The organism is Paenibacillus antarcticus (genome assembly GCF_001637225.1).
GTDB lineage: Bacteria > Bacillota > Bacilli > Paenibacillales > Paenibacillaceae > Paenibacillus_AQ > Paenibacillus_AQ antarcticus.
The window spans coordinates 19,399-42,594 of record NZ_LVJI01000044.1; the positions used below are offsets into that span (position 1 = coordinate 19,399).

Annotated in this window: 16 protein-coding genes and 1 pseudogene; all 17 read right to left on the minus strand. The window is 38.3% G+C overall.

Annotation, left to right across the window (positions count from 1 at the left end):
- Window positions 1-180: 180 nt before the first annotated feature.
- Complete coding sequence (locus PBAT_RS20570) at window positions 181-975, minus strand: SDR family NAD(P)-dependent oxidoreductase (protein WP_068652453.1); 795 nt, start codon at window positions 973-975, stop codon at window positions 181-183.
- A gap of 215 nt (window positions 976-1,190) precedes the next feature.
- Window positions 1,191-2,240 (minus strand): AraC family transcriptional regulator, encoded by a 1,050-nt coding sequence (locus PBAT_RS20575; protein ID WP_068652455.1) that lies wholly within the window; start codon window positions 2,238-2,240, stop codon window positions 1,191-1,193.
- A gap of 678 nt (window positions 2,241-2,918) precedes the next feature.
- The gene (gene lepB, locus PBAT_RS20580) at window positions 2,919-3,581 is read right to left on the minus strand and encodes a signal peptidase I (RefSeq protein ID WP_068652458.1); all 663 of its coding nucleotides are present in this window, start codon (window positions 3,579-3,581) and stop codon (window positions 2,919-2,921) included.
- Between the two features lie 489 nt (window positions 3,582-4,070).
- The gene (locus tag PBAT_RS20585) at window positions 4,071-4,262 is read right to left on the minus strand and encodes a hypothetical protein (protein WP_068652460.1); all 192 of its coding nucleotides are present in this window, start codon (window positions 4,260-4,262) and stop codon (window positions 4,071-4,073) included.
- A gap of 182 nt (window positions 4,263-4,444) precedes the next feature.
- On the minus strand, window positions 4,445-5,158 hold the full coding sequence (locus tag PBAT_RS20590) for a hypothetical protein (protein WP_068652462.1): 714 nt from the start codon (window positions 5,156-5,158) through the stop codon (window positions 4,445-4,447).
- The gene (locus tag PBAT_RS25395) at window positions 5,151-5,360 is read right to left on the minus strand and encodes a hypothetical protein (RefSeq protein WP_149466286.1); all 210 of its coding nucleotides are present in this window, start codon (window positions 5,358-5,360) and stop codon (window positions 5,151-5,153) included. Before PBAT_RS25395 ends, PBAT_RS20590 begins: the two co-directional genes overlap by 8 nt.
- 397 nt (window positions 5,361-5,757) lie before the next feature.
- Window positions 5,758-8,433, minus strand: a complete 2,676-nt coding sequence (locus PBAT_RS20595) for an AAA family ATPase (protein ID WP_068652464.1) — start codon at window positions 8,431-8,433, stop codon at window positions 5,758-5,760.
- 253 nt (window positions 8,434-8,686) lie between these two features.
- Window positions 8,687-8,803, minus strand: a complete 117-nt coding sequence (locus PBAT_RS26435) for an AAA family ATPase (protein ID WP_149466421.1) — start codon at window positions 8,801-8,803, stop codon at window positions 8,687-8,689.
- A 447-nt stretch (window positions 8,804-9,250) separates the two neighbouring features.
- Window positions 9,251-9,595 carry a hypothetical protein gene (locus tag PBAT_RS20600; RefSeq protein WP_068652465.1) on the minus strand — a complete coding sequence of 115 codons (345 nt, stop codon included), beginning with the start codon at window positions 9,593-9,595 and terminating at the stop codon, window positions 9,251-9,253.
- 158 nt (window positions 9,596-9,753) lie between these two features.
- Window positions 9,754-12,909 (minus strand): type I restriction endonuclease subunit R, encoded by a 3,156-nt coding sequence (locus tag PBAT_RS20605; protein WP_068652467.1) that lies wholly within the window; start codon window positions 12,907-12,909, stop codon window positions 9,754-9,756.
- Between the two features lie 23 nt (window positions 12,910-12,932).
- Complete coding sequence (locus PBAT_RS20610; protein ID WP_068652469.1) at window positions 12,933-14,162, minus strand: restriction endonuclease subunit S; 1,230 nt, start codon at window positions 14,160-14,162, stop codon at window positions 12,933-12,935.
- The gene (locus tag PBAT_RS20615) at window positions 14,152-15,744 is read right to left on the minus strand and encodes a type I restriction-modification system subunit M (protein ID WP_068652471.1); all 1,593 of its coding nucleotides are present in this window, start codon (window positions 15,742-15,744) and stop codon (window positions 14,152-14,154) included. The genes PBAT_RS20610 and PBAT_RS20615 overlap by 11 nt, the downstream gene beginning before the upstream one ends.
- Window positions 15,745-15,763: 19 nt before the next feature.
- Window positions 15,764-16,333 (minus strand): restriction endonuclease subunit S, encoded by a 570-nt coding sequence (locus PBAT_RS20620; RefSeq protein ID WP_068652473.1) that lies wholly within the window; start codon window positions 16,331-16,333, stop codon window positions 15,764-15,766.
- A gap of 632 nt (window positions 16,334-16,965) precedes the next feature.
- Window positions 16,966-17,154 carry a hypothetical protein gene (locus tag PBAT_RS25405; RefSeq protein ID WP_169810150.1) on the minus strand — a complete coding sequence of 63 codons (189 nt, stop codon included), beginning with the start codon at window positions 17,152-17,154 and terminating at the stop codon, window positions 16,966-16,968.
- Window positions 17,155-17,640: 486 nt separating this feature from the next.
- The gene (gene ligA, locus PBAT_RS20625; protein ID WP_068652475.1) at window positions 17,641-19,632 is read right to left on the minus strand and encodes an NAD-dependent DNA ligase LigA; all 1,992 of its coding nucleotides are present in this window, start codon (window positions 19,630-19,632) and stop codon (window positions 17,641-17,643) included.
- Window positions 19,633-19,804: 172 nt separating this feature from the next.
- Window positions 19,805-20,809: pseudogene (locus PBAT_RS20630) on the minus strand (NAD-dependent DNA ligase LigA); the annotation flags it as partial.
- 46 nt (window positions 20,810-20,855) lie between these two features.
- On the minus strand, window positions 20,856-23,168 hold the full coding sequence (pcrA, locus tag PBAT_RS20635; protein ID WP_068652477.1) for a DNA helicase PcrA: 2,313 nt from the start codon (window positions 23,166-23,168) through the stop codon (window positions 20,856-20,858).
- Between the last annotated feature and the right edge of the window lie 28 nt (window positions 23,169-23,196).

Genomic DNA, 23,196 nt, shown 5'->3' on the forward strand with positions numbered 1-23,196 from the left:
CGTTTTAGTTATTTATTAAGCTATAGTTGCCCGTTAGTTGAAAGACAGGTGAAACAGGTTCATTGATACATGAATAATATATATATTTAATAAATAGGAGGCTCCTATTCTGTAGTATTGGAGCCTCCTATTGTTATACATTTGTTAAACCTATATACAATATTTGAAATAGAAAAAATGTTAAAAAATAGTCGGCACCATTCCCCCATCCATACGGATCGGAGAACCTTTAAATGCGGATGCATAAGGACTACATACAAATGTAGTTAGTCTACCTACTTCAATAGGCTTGATAAATCGCTGTATTTCAGATTGAGGTAGGTTTGTAGTCATAAATTCTTTCTCTTTTTCTGAAAAAGTCATATCTTCATTAGGATACAAACCCTCAATTATTTGATGTACATTTTCAGAGAGTGTTGGTCCTGGCATGATCGTATTAACTGTAACTTCTGTTCCTATTGTTAATTTAGATAAGCTTTTTGACAATGATAATAGCATTGATTTTGTCATACAATACTGAGGCATTTGTCCTGAAGGCATAATTGCTTCTTCACTCGCAATAAAGATAATGCGGCCATAATCATTTTTCAACATTTTAGGTAAATAAAATTTAGATAATCCATTTGCAGCAAGAACATTAGTACGGAAGTATTTTTCCCATACTTCATCGTCAACGTCCTCATATTTCATAATTTCATAGATACCCATATTGTTAACTAAAATATCAATATTGGGGTATTTTTCAAATAAAGCTTCTCTTTGCCCAATATCCACAATATCGGCTGTAGCATTTTGAGGAGAGGTAGCCGGGAAATCTGACTTAATCTCATTTACAATTCGTTCTACCTCTCCATAATTTCGTCCATTAATTAGTACATTAACACCTTCTTTAGCAAGTTCTATGGCGATTGCTTTACCTATACCTTTCGTTGATCCTGTAACTAAAGCTGTTTTATTGTTTAATCCCATATCCATAATAAATTTCTCCTTTTAATTTACTTATTCATTCATGGCAAGCTGATTAGGAGTCATTTTTAAAACAGTCTTGTGCTCCGGATAGTGATTATGTTACCTTATCTGGATTGTTCAGTAACTAGTACATTACGCCAAATCTCTTGTTTAACACGCCAAATAATAAAACTAAAGTCAAATACTAACTCTCTGTAGAATTGATTAGGTTGAGAAATCTATTAATGAAAAGTCGGCATTCCTAACCGTCCTTCGGATATCGAGTTTGTACCTAAATGTTCATTACGCCAATTTGAAGGAGTATCACCTTCCCAAAGGCGGAAGGCGCGGTAGAACGAGTTCTGGTCTTCATATCCAATCAAGAAAGCCACTTCTTTAATATCGAGCGAGGGGTCTGCCAAGTACTCTCGTGCCTGCTCATGTCTAGATTGTGTCAACAGATGATTGAAGCTCGTCTTCTCGTCAGTAAGCCGGCGCTGCAAGGTACGATCGCTCATACCCAACTCCTTCGCGACAGCCTGAATGTCGGGGCGCCCTCCTGTGAGGCTCCGTTTTATGATCCATTTGACCATCTCGGTATTTGAGCAGCTGCACTGCTGTTCATCCAACGATCGGTCCAGAACGGGAGTCAGGATCTCCAGCAACTCTTCGTTGTACGAGACAAAGGGACGGTCCAGATCTTTTCGATGTAGCGTCAACCGGTTACACTTTGCACCAATCCGGATACGGCAGCCGAAATATGCTTCAAGGGCTTGTACATCGCCCATTGAGTGCGAAAATTCGACTAACCGCGCCGTCAAAGGTTGACCTGTGCCCCGGCGCCCAAGCTCCAGAAGACATGCCAGCGTGATACCAACCAGCATCGGCGGACCGGATTGCTCGGTATCCAGCCATTCCAGTTCGATTGTACAGTGCTCGCCATCCTCGGTGATACGTAAGCTTTCGGGGGGGCACAATTGTTTGTACCGAGCCATTCGGCTTAGAGCGTCCCGGTAGTCCCGAGCGTGGTAAGTCGCTAAGATGGTCGGTGGGTACTGCGCTGTTTCAAAGACGGTCACAAGATTGATGATCCCTTTGGCAGTGTCACCAATGAGATCGGAATAAGCCTGCCAGATCGCGAAATATTGGGCGGTGGTGACTACTGGTTCAGTAATAATGGTGAGCGGCAGTTGTGCTTTACGAGCTACGTCGTGGGCGGCAATCCCTAATTGACGTAATCCTGCCCAAAATCCTGGCGGGATTTTAATACGGTTAGAGGTATGAGACTTCATACATATGGACCTCCTTTAGCTACTTACATATTCATTTGGTTGTGATTGGCTGCCCTTCCTTGTTGATGGGACAGCTATTATAATACCTCTCCAATGTCGCTCTGTAACTAGCAGAAGGTGACATTTCACTTGCCATTTACACCGAATCTTAAGTACACATAAGAATACACTTAAGTTCGTTAAGGTGTCTACATTAACGTAATAAGCTGCGAAGCATCATTAAAAAAATCATAACTAAAACTAAGTTTTTTGATCGTCCGTTCAGCCTAATCTGCCCATTAGTTATAACAAACAAACAGCCACAATAGCCGGCTGCCTCTATGTCAATATTAAGTTATTGTTTCTCGTTTGTATCGGAGTCCGAAAATTGAAAGCACTGTTACAAATAAGCAGACAATTAAGAATAATATCCGTAAGTCGTAAGCACTCATTATAAAAATTCCTAATTGTTCGAAGGTCCTGAATTAGGGCCCCTACTGTATGGGGGTAGACAGATAGTATGCGGTATCGGCAATTAAGATTGTTCCGATTAGTAGAGAGGAATTTAAAGTGGCACTTTCTTCATTTCGTATCTCCTCTATCAGTGCTTACTTCCTTAAGGCTAAAACAACTTACAATTCTTAGTCAGTGTTGCGTTATCCTGCCCGTTAGCTCAATCGAAGTCGAATTAGCATTCCATTATTTTTTTTCATATCCCTGAACTTTGCCTATAACATTACCAAAGGGAAGTAGACCATATATCTGACTGTCAATACTTCTCCACCAAGTATCACCCATGACAAATAGATGACTATCTGGTACTTTGAACTTCTCCATATCCATATTAAAGTAATCCTTCATGGTTTTCTGACATGATTCGTTGCATTCAGCTGCTCCTGGCTGATTGACTGTCTTAAAATACTCTTCTTCATCCTGTCCCCAACTTAAAGCCTTTCCATAAAACGTATTTAACTTTTTTTCATTCACAAAAATCTGACCTTTTTTTATTTGCACAACTTCACCAGCGAGAGCAATCACCCGCGAGATGTTTTGTTCAGGCGGATTTAAACGCGGATATTTACTCTTATCAATTGCGGGTGTTTTGTAATAAACCACTTCACCACGTTTAAATTCATTTTGAATGAAATAGTTGGGATCAACCACAAGCTTCCCTTTCTCCTGCGAGTCGTATTCTAGGTTACGACGGGACATTCCGTCGTTATTGTTCTGAACAAGAATTGAGTCCTGAATTTTTTCTACTATCGCTGGAGACTCCTGAGTAGAATGGTCAGTAATATTTTGCTCTTCGCAACCAACAATCAACAAAATGAAGAACACACTAAATATCATTTTTAACCACATTACTAATCCCCCTTCAAGTGTTCTTCTGCCATGATACTTGTTGTAGATATAAACGGATTAAACCCCACATAGTTGCACTAAACTGCCCGTTAGCTCAATGCTCCCCCAGTACAATCCCTTATTGTTTCACTTCCATTCTTTATATTTCCTTTGGAACTCAAATCTCTTTAGCACAATGATTCAGCGTACGCGGATTCTTGGTGCTACTCTTCGCTTATAAACATGATGAAGAGTAGCTTAGTGAATTAGTCTTGATGTTTATAAGCCAACTTCGAGCGACCTACACTTCTTCAAATACGTCCCGTTAAAAATCTTGGGGCCTTTCCCGGGTTCGCTTTAGATCTAGGGATGATGAACCGAGGGATTATATTCAATACGTTGTTTAAACCATCTAACTCAAGCCAAGCTTACATGTCTCATGTATGCTTGGCTAAAAAGGCAACCTACAGGGTCACCTGTACTTTTAGTACTATTATGTATTCAAACTAGTTATTGTAGTGTTATCAACCGATTTACATTCACAATATCCTCAAAGGGAACCCATACCAATCCATCTACAGTTCGAATTTTCACTCGAGTCGAATCAATGGACAGTTCAGCTACGCCTGTTAGCGTATCTCCATCCTGGAATGTTAAGACAACTCTCTGAGATACAATGCAGCTATATAATTCTTCGATCATGATCAGATCCACTCCTTAATTCCATTTAGTTTAAGAACCCTAAATCACTATGAATTTCTAAATGATTATCCTGTTATATTTGACACAGCTGCACACTATTCCTACTCTTTAAAAACGACTAATACATGTAGCCATCGTCTAGATATAATAAGAGCCACCGTTATATTACTTCTCTAATGAAACTACTTAGACGATTTCTTCCCTTTAATACTATAGTCATATACCGAATTGGTTACTTCATTGAAAAATTCTATGATCATCTTGCAAGATGCCTCCAATGTTTCTTTCATGGCTTTCTCTTCATGATCAGTTGTATCTTTTTTGAATGCCGGATTGCTAAATATTTGTTCTCCCGTCTCAAAACTAAGTTCACTAATTGGATTAATATGTTTACTGTGCTTATTCATATTATTTATGTCTCTAATATATGGGTAGATTGCTCTTTTATTCTTCCCTATCGTTCTCGTTATATTTTTCATGAAATGATTTGATACTATTTTTTTCCTAACCACTGCAAAATTCAAATTGTTAGGAAGGTGATCAGGAAATAAAGCTGTATGTAGAAAATGTGCATAGGTATCAAAGAAACTGTGAACTGTTCCATAGAAGTTTAACGTTATTTTGCTCATAAATAATTCCGCCGGTAGCTCCGTATAATAATAGTCTATTTTTAATACACTTGAAGGAATTTCAAATGGATTTCCCTCCTCGAATTCCTTTCGCCATATTCTATTTTTATGATTGAGTTCATTTTGTACATAGTAATAAGAATTTAAATCCATAATAGAAAAAAATACTTTTTCCTGTGCAGTTTTTAAATACTCGATTGTTTCAGAGGTCCATATTTGTTGCCACTCATCTAAAACTTTAAGAGAGAAACTGTATTGTTCATTCAATTTCTACATGCCCCTTTCTAGTTGGGTGTAAACTCAAATCGCCATTTGTTCCTACGATGTCAATGAAGAATTGTATCCAATGGCTTTTTACCGTAGCGAGCTTTCCGCAAGATTTCACAGCTGATAATCTCACGATCGTCTTCCATCCATAAATTCCTAGTTTTATTTCACCATAGAACGTAACTACCCTTAACTTCAACAAAAACAGCAGCCGTTTACAAACTATCCTGCACGTTAGCTTAATCAAGCAGCGGCAGTCTACTATTTTGTTTCCGAGTCTACTACTTTATTTTTGAGTCTAGAATTATATTTTATTCTGACACTCAACGCCCCAATTTTTAATATAATAAACCTTAATGCCAGGAGTTTTCTGGATCAGTATTTTATGATACAGAGCGCAAGTGTTATACTCCTTACAGTAGCCCGCTGTTGTCGTGGTGTTAAGCAATAATAATCCTCTCGTTTCTCCATCGATTGAATTTTTGCGTTCCGCATCCCTTATTTATTAAATTCGAACATTAAAATATTTTCGCCAATCTTGAATCGAAAAGAACCAGACAGCAAGAAAAATAAGTTCCCAACTAACTGGTTCTATTTTGTTATACTGCTTTTGCTTCATTATCGAGATTTTCTAAATTCTCATAGATTTTTTTCACTATTAAAGAATCAAATTCATACATCTCTTCCTCTTCATGAGTACCTTTATTGAGGTAATTCCATGCAGTTTGATTTGTTGTTTCAAGGCCAGTTAAGTAGTCGTATATTTCTATAATCCGATCAAACTTAACGCTCCCTTCCTTTTTCTTCAGATTTTTAATGAACTTCGAGAGCCCCTGAGAGGTGGACATAGTATCCGGCAAACCTTTAGGTTTTCGAATTTGTACTGTGATTTGTGCATTGTATGTCCTTCCCAGTCTACTCCATAATAAACTGTTAATATTCTCAAGTGCACCTCTACAATAGCGTAGACAGTCTCGTCTCTGTGACCGATCAAGAAAATGCTTCGCATTAGTCAAATAATGTGATGTTGAGATATTATCAGTCCTAAGTATTCTCTTCTCTGGAGGTAGAAACGTGATTCTTGTTATTAATTTATCATACTGCCGTTTTCCTACTTGGTTTTCCAAATCCTTAATAAATTCTTCGGCATGTGATGTAAGAATTATCTGTTTATTATTTAAAAGTTGACTATTTACAAGGACCTCTCTTATACCACCGCGATGGTCATCATCTATTGCATTGACTACATCATCAAAAATAATAATATTAATATTATCCCTTACGATCTTAGACAAAAGTAAAGACAACCCAAGACATCTTACATGCCCTTCACTTAATACGTGTAATGCATCAACAGCTTTGGTCGGATTATCTTTGAAATATGCTGTAATTCTATCCTCCGGTTTCGTTGGTAACTCAATCTTCTCAAGTAATTCAAAATCAGAATCATGCTTGTTGATTTCATTATAAAAATCTCTAGTAAGCTCATTCATGTTAGATATTAACTTACCTGGTAGTTCAAGGTTATATCTTTTAAGTTTAGCTAAAAGTGATTTATAAGCATCAACAAACTCCTTATTAATTGCAACCTGTTGTTTTTCTATTTCCACTTCGCGCAACAATGTTTCATTGCTCTTATCAAATTCCTGTAGCTTTACTTGTGCATCACTTATTAATTTCTTGTATGTACTTTCTTGAGTTTGTATGTTTTTAATTTTATCAGAAAGACCTTTTAAGTGTTTCTTTTCTTCATGAAGTGTATTTTTCTTCTCGGAAGAGTTTTTATACTCTAAATTTTTAAAATTGAGCAACTGCTCCAATACTTCGAGCGATTCATTATTTCGCTTCACTTCATTAATTAGTGCCTCTATATCAATGACTTTGTTCTTTATATTACTTTGCTTCAATTCTTGATATAGTAAATGTTGGGTAAAATCAAACTGCACTGACGCACTAAGCTCTTTTGCAAATTTAATCTTAACCCCAATATCACTTATAAGCCTTGTTGTTTTGGACACAATTTCCTCTGAAATTAATTCTATCCTTTCCTCCAATTGTGCTAATTTACCTAATTCAGATAGCTTTTCTGCTGCATGATTAAATGGATTTTTTACAACTAGATCAATGGGAGTTAGGCATGCTGGACATTTGTCTTCGGATATACTTTTCAGTTCTTTTAAAGCTGAGAATAGTTGCTTAAAGCTAATCTGATCTTTTGATTTATCCAAAACCTCTTTGAGTTGGTTGTACTCCTTTAAAGCAAGTAAAATCTCTTCATAATTTTCTGTAATATATTTCAGTCCATTACTTTCATAATGAACATGACTAATGTTTTGAATTTCTTCATCAATTTCGAATAACCGTCCATTTTTTTCGGAGGTACCATGAAGATACACATCAATTTCTTCAAAAGTCATTTCTAACTTACTTTCTTTTATAAAAAGATCTCTTTCACTTTGTAGTTTGATGACATTATTATTGTTTGTGTCAATACTTGCTCTATCTGCATCTATTTCTTTAGTTTTTTGAGCCAGCTCTTTATATTTAACCCCTTCTAATACGTTCGTATTAATATAATTTTCGATGTTTTCTGTAAATCCAGAGACATACTGATTAAGATCTTCTAGCCCTAGTAAAGTCGACAACATCTGCGTTTGATTTGAAGGTGTATTTGCAGATATTCTAGCGAATCCATCGATTCTGTTTTTTTCAATAAAGCAAAAATGATAGGAGTTTGGCGATGCTGATACTTCAATTTCGGCATCATTTTTATCTATTACTGTAAGCTTAGGTTTTTGCCCTTTACCAGTAGCAACGTTAACGATATATTTGTTTGAGTCATATCTTTTTGATTCCGCCTCACTTATATATCCTAACAATGAATATTCTAATGCCTCACAAAAACTAGTCTTTCCAGATCCGTTAGTTCCATAAATAAGTGTGTACTGTTTAGTAAAATCATGAAAAAATTGATTAGAAAAACCTCTAAAGTTTTCGATTTCAATTTTCTTTAGCTGCTTAATTGGAAAAGTTGCCCCCTCCCAGTTATTGCCTGTTATAACAAGCTCAGGCGATATATTTCCCCAGTAATTTGTGAGAAGGTCTTTAAACAACTTTGCTCGTCTATTCCCACCTGCTGTACCAACTTCAGCAATACTATCGAAATTCTTAATGATCAAATTTATTAATTTAATTTCATCAGGTGTATAAAGCTTGGAGTCATTACTAAGAGTGAAATTTTGAAAATCATTCTTTAGCTTAAGATTTTTACTCAACTGGTTCACGCTCCAATTCGGAAAATATTGTATTTATTTGTCATGCTTTCATTATACAACTGCTTTTAAGAAACATCTATCAATAAGAGAACAGGGAATCACGATGTTTAGTCCGGTCTGCACTTATCCCGTGCAGGATAATGCCCTTCGCTCTTAACAGCGTCTAACGCCCTTCCTATGGCTTTGTAGGCGCTGTTTGATTCTGGACTTCCCTCGACATCTGAATCTGCAAGGGAATACGCCCATCTGGGATTCACTGAAACTCTACTGCTTGTTTAGCGGCCATTGCCACTTGTAAAGCGTGAGGATTCGCCATACCAATGTCTTCTGCAGAATAGACAACACATGACTTACAATATACTTTATGTATACACCGCTATCCAGTAGCCTTGCTATATAAAGAAAATAAAGTACTAGACTGGTGCTATTGATTTAACACGGTTTATTGATTACAGAATCCCAGGTATTGAGTAATAAATACTAGACTGAATGTATAACTAATCAATTTTGGACATAGGAATCAGAAACAAGTGTTAGACTGTTCGAATCGGTGTCCCGATAGTAAAAAGCCCAGCTTTATCTGTAAGCACACCAAAAACGTGATCTCTAGCTGTTCAAGCCGTCCGCCGTCACGAGTGGCGGCGATCGATATAAGCTAAGCCAAGCAAGCTTGAGCTGCAGCTGCTAAAGCCGGCTGTTGTCACATGCCCGATCATTTTCGTGCCCGCTCATAATATTTGATGAAACTTATGCCACCTAATATAAAAGCAGCGACCCTTAGGGATTTCCCTTTAAGATCGCTGTCTATTCATTGCCATTAGTCGTAGTATGAACTCCACTTGTTAAATGCAAACATGATTTTATCCTCAAGTGACATTACCTTATTACAATCAATACCATCTGTATAGTTTCTTGCACCTTCAAATACAGGATGTAGATTAACCTTATCCCTATATATAGTAATATCTACATAATCGCAAGAAAATTCATCTTGATTTAAGTTACCGAAACTTAGCCTCTGTTCTGGTTTCTTTCCTATACTTCTGTCCTTATCATCCTTGTAAACAGAAACCCGATATGCGAACCTAGCTAAGTTTTTATTTCTACCACCAGTGATGTAGTCTATTACCCTTGACATTTCATAAATTTGCGAGAAATCCATGTTATACTCCTTCCGTATGGTTCATTTTCTTGTTTCATTACAGAGAAACATAAGCGGCATTTCAAGCATAATGTCTATTATAGAATTAAGATTTTTATACTTGTAAATACCCATAAAATTCTAAGGGGATGTGTTGTAAGTAGAACTTCAAAATGACTTTATCTCAACTCATCGTTTAAAGGTACAATGACTTCATCTAACATTTTTCTCCACTGACGCTTCATTTCCGGTCCATATTTTAATGGTTTAACATCTGGATGTAATGCTTTAAACTTATCGAATTGCTTGCTGTCAATGATTCCCCCGATATTCGGAATAGGCTCTGCTCCGATCACATATTGAATAGCAGATGAATGTAGCTCTCTTTCATCTACAAACCAAGTATTCGCAAATTCTTCAATCGCTTGATTATAGGATTCAGTGAAAAAGCGCCGTTTCACTACAAAAGTATCTTCCTCTGAATCTATTTCTTTGGTATCAATAGCGTTCAGGATCGCACGGTATACTTCTTTAACAATTTCCGACTTTTTTAGCTTTTGAAGTGCTTTTTCGATCTCGTCACGGATATTCTGATTATTGGCAGAGTATGTTTCTAATAATCGGTCAATATAGGTGGAGTCAATATCATAGATCTTAATTGCATTTTCTCCATAGAATTCAATATCCGAGAAATTTGGTCCTTCTGGATTGTCTCCTTCATCGACTAGCGATCCCTTGACCGTGTTGTACACGCCAATATATTCTTCTAAGATTTTCACCTGTTCCTGAAGTACTTTTGATTTCTCCATTTCATCGTTGTAATCATCATATGTAACTAATGCTTCATAGGAATTATTTAACTCTTGAAAGGCTTTCACAAATTCAATCCGAGTTTCGAGCGGAGAGTGCTCGTTAATGTCGGTTGGATTTGACAGCAGTTTTTCCAATGTTTTGTGAGCCTTTTGGAAGCGTTTCTTCGATTTATCATACGTTGGATACACAAGGTTGGATTCCTCTTGTGCTTGAGAATATAACTTTGTTGCTTTCTCTACATTTTGCTCTATTGTTAAAGGTTTTCGGAACGTTACAATTAATCCTTTTGTCTTTCCGGGATAGGTACGATTGGTCCGAGAAAAGGCTTGAATCAAATTGGCATAACTTAAATTCCGATCCACAAATAATGTTTGAATCGTGGGTGCATCGAATCCCGTCAATAAGCGATCTACGACAATGACCAGATCAATTTGTTTCCCGAATACTTTAAATTCAGCTTTTTTACGAGCTAAACGATTGTTGATATCACCATTATATCGTTCAATATCTTCTATCGACCAGGCCGTGTGATAATAATTGTTATAATCCTTGATAATGCCTTTCATCTCATCTTCAATTTGTGTGGAATTCTCTACGTTTTCTTGCATCGAATAGGTGACGGCAATCCGAGGGAAGTGCGGATCTTTAATCGTACGTCCCGTTCGAATCGGATGTCCAGCGAACACTCTCGCCAGCCATTCTGGATCTTTGGTCATTTCCTTAATTGCCTGATAGTAGCGTTTTGCCATATCAATGGAACTTGTTGTTAAGATAGCAGACTTTTGCGGGCGACCGTTTTGAAAATCAAATTTGATATAGGCGTTATCCGGTCGAAATATCTTATGGATGACTTTTTGAATATGATTATCACTTTCGAAAGTAGAGGGTTCAAGATAGGCTTCCTTCTTTATTCCATCCATTTGATCGATCATATCGTTAATTTCATCTGCAGTACAATTGGTGTATTTGTCATCTAGAAGAAGTTGATTGTGAATGTGATTATTTAATGATATGGTTTCAATCGTATTCTCATGCTCTACTTGGAATCCCAATACCGCCCCATCATCCAAGGCATTCTTAATGGTATAAGTATGCAAAGCTTCTCCATATTGATCACGAGTGGTGCGAGCTAATTGGCCTTTAGCTTGTTTCTTATTCTCATCACATATCGGAGTGCCTGTAAATCCAAACCATGTAGATTTCGGAAAAAAACCCTTGATCTCTTTCATTCCTTCAGCACTTAACGCTCGATGGCACTCATCTACAACAAAGACAATATGTTGGCCCAATAATTTCTTGAAACGTTGGGTGCCTTTTTGTCCCTCTTGCTTTTGGGCATAGCGCAAGGCAGCTTCTAATTTTTGACGAGTGGTAATAATCACTGTGTTGGAATTGGCTTCAGATAATAGAGTATTACTCAGCTCCTTTGCACTTCCGGTTCCGATAATCAAGCTGTTAGACTTGGCATTACCAGAAGAAATACCTGTATTAAACTCGGAAGCAAATTTGGTGAATTCTGTCGTGGTTTGATTATCTAAGTCTTTTCGGTCAATGATCATAATGGTACGATCTACACCTGGTTTGCGAGCCAATAACTTAGTAGAGACAAAGCTTGTCAAAGTTTTCCCTGAACCCGTCGCATGCCACACATGTCCGGATTCATGTTTCATGGCAGATGTAAACAAGGCTTCAATTGCATGAATTTGATAAGGCTGTAATACCATTAGGGTTCTGTTGTCCTGATCCTCACTAACGATCGTATAATTAGCAATCAAGCGATGTGCATCTGGAATATTTAAAACCTGTTTCACAAATTCATAAAGATTTTCTACTTTTCGATTGTCCGTTGTCCGCCAACTAAAGACAAGTTTCTTATGCATGTCTTTGGGCATCGTATTAGCAAAATAGCGTGTCGTTTGTTCGTTGGAAATGACAAATACCTGAAGAGCAGAAAAAATATTATTTCTGAACATCCCTTCTTCTGCATATTTCTTAATTTGATTGTAGGCTTGGAATACACCGTCTTTGGCACGGACTTGCTTCAATTCAATTTGAACAATGGGTAACCCATTGATTAAGAGTGTCACGTCGAAGCGGCGATCACGATCATCAACGTTTGCCTTTTTTTTCGCAATCTGATGAACAACTTCATATGTAGAGATTCCGCCACCAATGTCCTGATTGGAATATAGCACTAAAGATATCGAACCTAAAGATACATCTTCACGTTCAATCGTAATCCGGGCAATTCCATTCTCCCCTTTGAGCCATCGGGCGGCATCAAAGGGGGTCTTTGTTTTTAATAATAATTCTGTTTTAATCGTGTCAAACTCTTTATCAGAAATAGGAAGATCTCCGATTTCTGATAAGTTATTTTGCGTAATTTTTTGACGTAAGTTCTTCCATAGGTCTTCTTCTGATTTTAAATCCGGACGATAATTCCACTGATTACGACCTTCTCCTAACACTTCAATTAAGCGACGTTCCATTTCAGCTTCATCATCATGTGGTATCTTTGTCATGTTTCCACCTCTCTTCTATTCGCTTATACAAACATCTTTTGTAGGAATGCTTTTTTCGTTTCTTTTAAGGCTTCTAATTCGCGTTGATGAAGAGCTATAATGTCATCTAGTTGTTTGAGAAATCCTCCTATCTTCACTTGTTCATCTTTATTAGTAGGCAAAGATATAATTAAATCTTTTACTATAGAACCCGATAGATTTCCTTGTCCACCTTGTAAATAGGTATTAACAATTGTATTTTTTTGTTTCTTAAGCCATTGGGCAATAAAGAATGAATCATGACCGAATTTAGGTTTTATTACTAATATCGCTTGATTGATAGCACCATCGATTTTTGATATACCAATTTCTCCACTAGTAGCACCATACAATGCATACAGAATATCACCTTTTTTCACCATTTTTGCTGATGAGTTATTAAAGCCATCTTCTGTTATGCATAGTTCTGTGTGTTCTGAATTAATCTCTGCTGACCTGATAAAAGGAATGTTTCCATTATAATATAATTTATTTCCTACACTTGGTGTTCCACCTGAATAAGATTCAGTGATATCTCCCAACTTTTGCCGCTCCCATTCTCCGGTAAATTCCGGGAAACGAATCTCGGGCAAGAAATCCCCTTCTATTGGGAACATTTTTTGTAAGAATCCCAGTTTTGTTTGTTTGAGGATGGTTAGTTCTTGCTGATGAAGAGTGATCGTTTCGTCTAGTTTTTTGAAAAAGTTACTGATTTTTTCTTGTTCCACTTGTTGTTTGGGCAATGATGTTGGAGTATCTTTCGCTTGCTCAATGGTATAATGAGAGATTGTTCCAATATGCGTAATACTTGAAATATATTTACGTAATTGAGGTGTCACAAAATAAGAGTATAGGAAGTACCCATCAATTTTATTAGCACTTTTAAGCCATATCAAATCAGCATCTTTAAAATATAATGGCTCTAGATCTGCTACAAGGTAAGGAATCCCGATAGATCCTCCACCTGTTATTAAAATATCCCCTGGTTGCACAGTTCCAGATTTTTTAGAAAGCTCGTCGTATAAACTATATGAAATAAATGCTGGTGTATTTTTCTTTCCATTAAAGTTAGACACTACATCACTTGATCTAAAAAAACGTACACCAGATGTTGTCCATTCATTTTTGTGAACTCGAGCTGCAGAAGATATTTCAATTAGTTCTCCCAACTTACGCTCTTCCCAATCTCCAGTAAATCCCGCAAATCGAATCTCTGGTGTACGTTTATTTCCCACGATTAAACACCTCTAATGCACCAATAATCCATTCTGCGTTTTCTTCATCAAATTGCAGTGAAGACATCATCTCATATATGCTAGATTCTAGTTCTTCTTTTTCTTTTCGAATATCTTGAATGGTTGAGCCAATATCAGCCATATCCACAGTCGCCTCTTCCGCAAAGTTATCCACATATCGAGGGATGTTCAAATTGAATTCATTTTCTTTGATTTCATCAAAGGAAGCCAAATGGGCATATTTCTCAACTTTTTCACGCTTCATATACGTTTCGACTGTCTTATCAATATTTTCTTTGGAAAGTTTATTTTGGTTTTTTCCTTTAGTAAACTCCTTACTTGCATCAATAAATAACACATCACGAGTGGTACGATTCTTTTTCAAGATGATGACTGTTGTTGGAATGGATGTCCCAAAGAATAAGTTTGCTGGCATGCCAATTACGGCATATATACTGCCATCTTCTAATAATTTCTTCCGAATCACACCTTCAGCTGCTCCACGGAACAGCACTCCGTGCGGTAAGACGATCGCCATCGTTCCCGAATCCTTCAAATGATAGAACCCGTGTAAAAGAAAAGCAAAGTCTGCTTTGGATTGTGGCGCTAACCTCCCGTAACGATTGAACCGAGAATCATCTAAGAATGTATCGTCTGCAGACCATTTTGCAGAGTATGGTGGATTCATCAGAACCGAATCAAAGGTATAAGGCTCATCTGTCGGCCAATCTTTGTTCAAGGTATCCCCGTTGCGCAAACGTATATCTTCTTTATTAACACCATGCAAGATCAGGTTCATCTTCGCCAAATTATAGGTTGTTGTATTCAGTTCTTGTCCGTGATACTTTACACTATCTGGATGGTTAATATAGTTTCGAATATTCAACATCAAGGAACCTGAACCCATAGTGGAGTCAAATACGCTAAACAATTTTTTGTCTTCTTGACCGATTGCGGCAATACGCGCCATCATGTCAGAAACTTCATGAGGTGTATAGAATTCACCAGCTTTCTTCCCAGCCTCTGAAGCAAATTGACCAATCAAGAATTCGTAGGCATCTCCAATGATATCGCCATTATGACCAATGACATCGATATCATTTAATTTCTTCAGGACTTCTGTAATGGTAATGTTCCTCTGTGGGTCATCCGAACCCAATTTTTTGGATGTCAAATCTACATCATCAAATAATCCGTTAAATTGATCATATTTGGTAGATAAATAGTTAAAGGCTCTTATCAAGTCATTCAACTGAAACGTATTTTGTTTGGCTTGATTGGTTAATTCATTGAATAAATACTCTGGTCTAATATCATAGCCCAATGTATCCACTAACGTTTCAATTAAGTCTTTTTCCACATCTTTATCATCCAATAAATCCTTATATAATTGATTTTGTTTTTCTTGTGTGTTGTATTCTTCCAACGATTCATCGGCTATTTCAACTACTTTTTCTAATAACTTATCAGATAAATACTTGTAAAAGATCAATCCCAACAAGTAGTTTTTGTATTCCGATGCATCCATCTTGCTTCGTAAGTTGTCTGCGGCACTAAATAATTTCAAGTTTAATTCAGCCATGTTTCGTTCCTCACTCTTTCTATAATTGGTCTAATTGCTTCAATACCTCTAAGTAAAGTTGCTCTTCAAGTTCTGCTTGTTTCTTCGCCAAAGATTGACGCTTTCTCAAAAAGAAATACGCCTTTCCAATCATCCGTTGTTTTTCAATGCCTGGTAGCATGATTTCCAACTCTTTCAAAAGAGCCGGAGTTAATTTGGGTATAGTACTTCCCTGCATGGAAATTGCCATTTGTTTTTTCATTGAGTATGATTCATTTAGTGCATAGCATAAATATCTTCTATCCAATTGATCATGTTCAATAACGAGTTTCGCAAAATTTTGATTTATGATCTTTCCTTGGTTTGAGTCACTTACGATCCCAGCCTTAGAACTAACAAAGCTGAACACAACATCTCCAACACTGCTCAAATAGCCTTCTTGATGATTTGAATTTCCAATATAAGAGCTAGCTTGTGAGTCCAGAAATGAGCCATCCAAATCATTTATTAAATCCTCATATGAATAGGCAAGTAAAGTTAGATCATTTTTCTTACTTCCTCTGGACAGGTTTCTTCCGATTTTAACCGTTATAATATCTTCAAGTTTCATACACTGTCCTCTTCAAAGTATTTATTAAAATTCACTTCTATTCACCTGCTGTTGAAGCATATCACTCTGAAAAAAACCAGTCAATAATTCATATGTAATTTTCACGAATTACACGTAATGATATTAGATGACTATTATGTCCCGTTAATTTTAGGGCGTGTACTCAAATCCTACTTGAGCCAGACTCGATAGTTATAATGTATCAATTATTCACTAAATCCCACTTATATCCACTTGTATCCCCTTGCCCTTATATTCATTCTGTATCACAAATCAACTCGCATAATCCTCATTACGTATCATTCCGACCGGAGTGTGACCTACCCAGCTCTATGGCTCGAACGATGTAAATGCAGGCTCCTGTAAACTCTTCTGCAAAAAAGTAGCCTCTGCTTGTGATACGGTTCAGCTTATTACAATTAAACTAATCTACCCGTTAGTTTGAAACCCTCATTGCGCATATGTACGAAAAAGGACCGGGGATGCTTTCCCTCGGTCCTCACTTGCACGGTGCTTCCGCTACAGATCAATATTATAACTTTGTGGTAATGTTTTTCAACAACAATACTCACATTCCCACCAAGACTTTATTTCCGGCTTCGGTGCCAGCCCCGTTAGCATATTACTGTTGATCACTTATGCGCGCTTGAACGTCGGATCCCACTCAACATACCTCTTATCCGACAGGCTGCGGAGAGCGTGCCGTACTTGTCTGTCCCTCCCGCCTGCCGACCACCCTCGTAAGTATCGCCATGTCCAAGATCGCCGCATTCTCCCGGTTGTGTTCCATAGGATCCACAGCACCTTACGCCCATTATCATCTAGCACGAATGATCACCAGTTCCAGGGCCAGAACATTATCTATCAGGAAAGTAGGAAGCGTAGCAGTGCGCTTTGATCAGATTACCCTGGATGGATAGAACTCGGATAATGCGCTTGGTAATCTTCTTATCCGATCTACATATATCATGTTGATGGTGCGGCCGATGCATTTTTCGATTTGGTTCATCTAACCAACCCCAAAAAGGAACATCCATTCTCATTATAAACTTGAACAGGTTTGTTCCGACGGTCGTTCGCAATCGCATGCATCCTAGAAATTTTCGACCCGAATTCGCTGAATGCCATTGCCTGCAGGATGAATGCAGTCTATTGCGATTGTCCGCAGAAATTAAAGGCTGCCCTTTAAGGATGGTAGCCGTTGTTATCTCGCCGGCTAAGCACTTATTCAAGTAACGTTCCCTATATCACCAAAAAAGGTGTGTTTCCTTATGCAAACACACCAAGCTCTTGATTCCCGTATTTATTTACTGTACCATCTTGTTGAATTCTTCTTCGTCAATTATTTTAACGCCTAAATCCTCTGCTTTTGTTAATTTACTTCCTGCTTCTTCTCCCGCAAGGACAAATGACGTTTTCTTGGAAACGCTACCCGATACTTTGCCACCGTGCATTTGTATTAATCGCGCAGCTTCGTCTCTCTTTAGATTTGGCAGCGTTCCGGTAATAACAAATGTTTTCCCAGTAAATCTGTCGTCTTTGCTTTTATCTGATACTTTTGATTTGGTATTAACACCAGCCTTTTTCAGTTTATCAATTAAGGCTCCCGTGCTGTTAAGACTAAAGAAATTCAAAACACTATTGGCAACCGTCTCACCAAAATCCGGTAACATAATTAATTGATCGTAGGTAGCGTTATTAATTTCGTCTATATCTGCAAAATTAGAAGTCAACGCCCTTGCTGTTTGCTTTCCTACATTCTTTATTCCGAATCCTGTAATTAGCTGGTCCAAATCATTTTCTTTTGATTTATCAATAGCATTTAGAAGGTTATCAACCGACTTTTCCCGTCCAACTATCCCTTTCTCAATTAGCACATCCCGATATTCCTTGAGGTGATAAATATCTGCGATATTTTTTATATATCCTTCAGACATGAGAGAATCGACTGAACTTGGCCCAAACCCTTCTATATCCATCGCAACTTTGGAAGCAAAATATGTGATACCCCTGATCAATTGGGCTAAGCATTCGTTCCCACCACAACGAGTATCCGCACCATTGTCATCTCTCACGGTTGGAGAATTACATATTGGACATGTGTCGGGGATCATGTACTTGATTGCATTGGTTGGTCTTTTTTCAGGAACACTTCTGATTACCTCGGGAATGATGTCACCGGCCTTTTGAATGACAACGGTGTCACCAATTCTTATATCCTTAGCATCTATATAGTCTTGATTATGCAAGGATGCTTTTGAAACAGTAGTACCTGCCAATTTGACAGGCGTTAATATGGCTAAAGGAGCTAATCTGCCAGTACGCCCTACTTGTACTTTGATGTCTTCTACAACGGTCTCCTTTTGTTCTGGAGGATATTTAAAGGCAATTGCCCATCTGGGAACTTTGCTAGTGCTGCCTAATACTCTTCTATCGTCTAAATTATCAACCTTTACAACCGCTCCATCTATGCCAAATGGCAATTTCCATCTTTTTTCTCCAATTGCTGAAATACTTTCCCAAACCTCATCTGCATTTGAGCAAATTTCATAGTCAGGTACAACTGGGAACCCTAGTGAATTTAACCATTCAAATGATTCGGCATGGGAGGCAAACTCTCTACCTTCTGATATTTCAAGATTAAAGACAAAAATATCAAGGTTTCGTTCCCTAACAATATATGGGTCTAATTGCCTTAGGGATCCTGCCGCTAAATTCCTCGCTGTTTTGTAAGTTTTCCCGCCGATCTCTTGTTGATTTTGCATTATCTTTTCAAATGCTTCATTTGACATGTAGACCTCCCCTCGAACTTCTACATAGGGTAAGGCCGTAGGGATTGTTTCAGGTATGGATTTAATTTCCAATAAATTTTCATAAACCGATTCGCCTTCTTCACCATTGCCTCTGGTAATACCTTCTACTAACTTTCCTTCTCGGTATCTTATCAAAACCGACAAACCGTCAATTTTCAACTCAACTACAAATTTTGGATTAGGAATTTGGGACTTGACCTTCTCCACAAAGGCATAAATTTCATCTTTGGTAAATGCGTCCTGAAGACTTATAACCGGAACATCATGTCTTACTTTTCTAAGCTCACGCTTTACCGCGCCCCCCACTTTTTTTGTAGGGGAATCAGAACTATTGATTTCCGGATATTGTGCTTCAAGTTTTTTTAATTCATTAGAAAGTTGGTCATATTCATAATCAGTAATTTCTTGCTGATCCAAATCATAGTACTTTTCATTGTGGTATTTTACCTGTGATCTTAAATTCTCAATCTGTTCTTTCACATTCATAATAATCACACCCCCACTTTCTTAAACAAAAGTCATCGTAGAAAAGGTATATATTTCGTTCATTTCGTTTACTTCCACATTGTATTAAACAAAAGTATCAACTGCCTTTATTAACTATATTATTTCAATAATTACACGGTTAATAACTTTTGTTTGTTAAAATATACTTATTGCCGGTACGTCCTACTTCCCAAGAGACAGATTCCAACACCGTAGTTGTCTCTTCAGCTTCAAACTTGTATGCAACGGCCCAACGAGGAAATTTATCAGTGTACCCAAGCACACCTCTTGTTTCCATATCGACAACCTTGATAACCGCTCCATCAATGAGATAATCCAGACCCGAACGACTTTCCACAATCTTGGCCAACTCTTCCGTTACATCATCGAAATTCTCGAAATACGTAATAAATGGGTTGACCTTAAATTGATTCTTTCGTAAAAAGTCCATCATCTCCCGATGATTTGCAAACATGTTCGCATCGCTATAACCTACATTGTAGAAATACGCACTTAATCGACGTGAGGCAGTAGCCTTCGGGTTCAAGTTACGAAGCGCACCCGCTGCTGCGTTACGTGCATTCTTAAGCGGCTCTGCTGCCGTTAGATTGTAGTTACTCAAAACAGATAAATTCATAATCCCTTCACCTTGGACTTCAATCGTGCCTTCAGAGAATGGAATCGTAAGTGGTACAGACTTGATCGTCTTGACTTGAGCAAGGATACCTTCACCAACAACACCATTACCACGGGTCGCTGCCTGAACTAATCTTCCGTCCTGATAAGTCAGATTAAGCGTTAATCCGTCGAACTTCAGTTCAACCGCGTAACATGGATTAGGTAACGGATTATCTGGATTCTTACTGTTATAATCCGTAACTAATTTGATCACACGGTTATTCCAATTACGAAGTTGGTCGATATTCTGAGCTTTATCCAGACTCCAGAGCGGTGAGAGGTGACGATGAGGCTCAAAGCCTCGTAGCAACTCCCCTCCTACTCGCTGTGTTGGAGAATCAGGAAGCATTATGCCACTATCCTTCTCAAGTTGAACCAACTGATCGTACAGAAGGTCATACTCCTTATCGCTTACGAGAGGTGTGTCCATCGTATAGTAATGATAATTATACTTGTTAAGCTCAGCTACGAGCTGCTCCATGGTATGCATTGAATCCATGCGGGCGTATCCCTCCGTCATTCAATTGAAATTCGCTCTATTCTATTTACTCTACTTTGGTAATCGGTGCAAATCCCGCTAACAGGCGCTTCACTCCAACAGGTGCCGGGAAAGCTATTTGTAACTCCGTATCATTCCCACTACCTTTTATTGAAACGATGACACCAACGCCCCATTTACCATGGGAGACCTTATCCCCTGCTTTGAGAGAAGCTGGATCAGCAGCACTTCCTGCTGCTACGGTATTGGCCTTCATCGAAGTGGTTACTGTTACGCGACTCTGTGGAGATGACGCCGAAGCAGTAGATCCACCTTTGCCGAAATTACTACCTCCACTGCTACCTAAACTACGGCCTCCATACGAACCACCACTATTGCCATTTCGCTGATAGCGGTCACGATCGCGAGTCATCACGGTGTCTTCCTTAAGCTCGTCTGGAATCTCTTCTAGAAAACGAGATGGTTTATTCGCTGTCGTCCGTCCGAACAAGGTACGCATTTGAGCACAAGAAAGGAATAACTGTTTCTCTGCTCGTGTGATACCCACATAAGCAAGGCGACGTTCCTCTTCAAGTTCATCATTATCAGTAAACGAACGGCTATGCGGGAACACTCCTTCTTCCATCCCGATAATGAAAACAACTGGGAACTCCAATCCCTTGGCACTATGCATCGTCATGAGGATGACGTTATCCTCTTCTTCCTCTGGATCATCATTCACACTATCGATGTCAGCAATTAATGCTAGATCTGTTAAGAACGAAACTAATGTTTTATCTTCATTATTCTTCTCAAACTCCTGCGTTACAGACAAGAACTCATCTATATTCTCTAGACGGGAACGCGACTCAAGGGTCTTCTCATTGTCGAGTTCAATACGGTATTTAGATAATTCAAGGATTTGTTCCGTTAGTTCAGTTACGGATAAGTATTCCACCATGCGGTGTAAAGATTCGATCATATCGTAGAATCCTACAAGTGCATCACGTGTACGTCCCGCAAATCCTAGGTCATCCACGTACTGCAATACACGGAAGATCGAAGTGCCACGCTCTGAAGCAGCAGCTGCAAGCTTCGCAACCGTCGTATCACCAATAGCTCTCTTCGGTACGTTAATAATTCTAGTTAAACTGATATCATCATCAGGATTGGATAAGAGCTTCAAGTATCCCAGTAGATCTTTAATTTCTTTACGATCATAGAACTTAATACCGCCCACAATCTGATATGGAATATCTGATTTGATCAGAATTTCCTCTATGACCCGAGACTGTGCGTTCGTACGGTACAGGATGGCATGATTCTGGTAAGATTGACCTTCTTTTATATTCTTACTAATCTCTGAAGTAACAAAATAACCTTCATCATGTTCTGAATTCGCACGATATACTTTAATCTTCGCGCCTTCCCCTTTATCCGTCCACAACTTCTTAGGTTTACGTCCTGTATTCAGGTTAATCACTTCGTTCGCAGCATTCAGAATGTTCGACGTTGAGCGATAGTTCTGCTCTAGGAATATCGTCTGTGCTTCCGGATAATCCTTCTCAAAGTTCAAGATATTGCTGATATCCGCACCGCGCCAGCGATAGATCGATTGATCACTATCTCCAACTACACAAATACGCTGATGCCCCTCTGCCAACATGCGACATAACATATACTGTGCACGGTTGGTATCTTGATATTCGTCAACGTGGATATACTGGAACTTTTTCTGATAGAAATCAAGCACTTCAGGTACATCCCTAAACAATTGAATGGTAGTCATAATAAGATCATCGAAATCTAGTGAGTTATTGAACTTGAGACGTCTTTGGTACATTTTATAAACCTTGGCTGCCAACTCTTCGAAATAATCCGAGGCCTTCTGTTCGAATTGGTCCGGTAATAGAAGTTCGTTCTTAGCAGAACTAATGATTGCCTGGATGGCTTTCGGTTCAAATTTCTTCGTATCCATGTTCAATTCCTTCATACAACCACGGATAACCGACAATTGATCTGTAGAATCAAGAATAGAGAAGCTTGATGAGAATCCAATCCGTTCAATATCTTTACGTAAAATACGAACACACATGGAGTGGAAAGTTGATACCCAAATGTCTCGTCCTTCTCGCCCAACAAGCTTCGATACCCGCTCCTGCATCTCACGTGCTGCTTTGTTGGTAAAAGTAATCGCCAGAATAGCCCATGGTGGTGCTTTACGCTCAGCAATAAGGTATGCGATCCGATGCGTTAACACACGCGTCTTTCCACTCCCCGCTCCTGCCATAATCAATAGCGGTTTCTCTGTAGCCAGAACCGCTTGTTGTTGCGGTGGATTAAGTCGTTTGATTCCTTCATGTATGTCAATAGGTTGCATGCGCACATGCTCCTTTCAAATATCTATA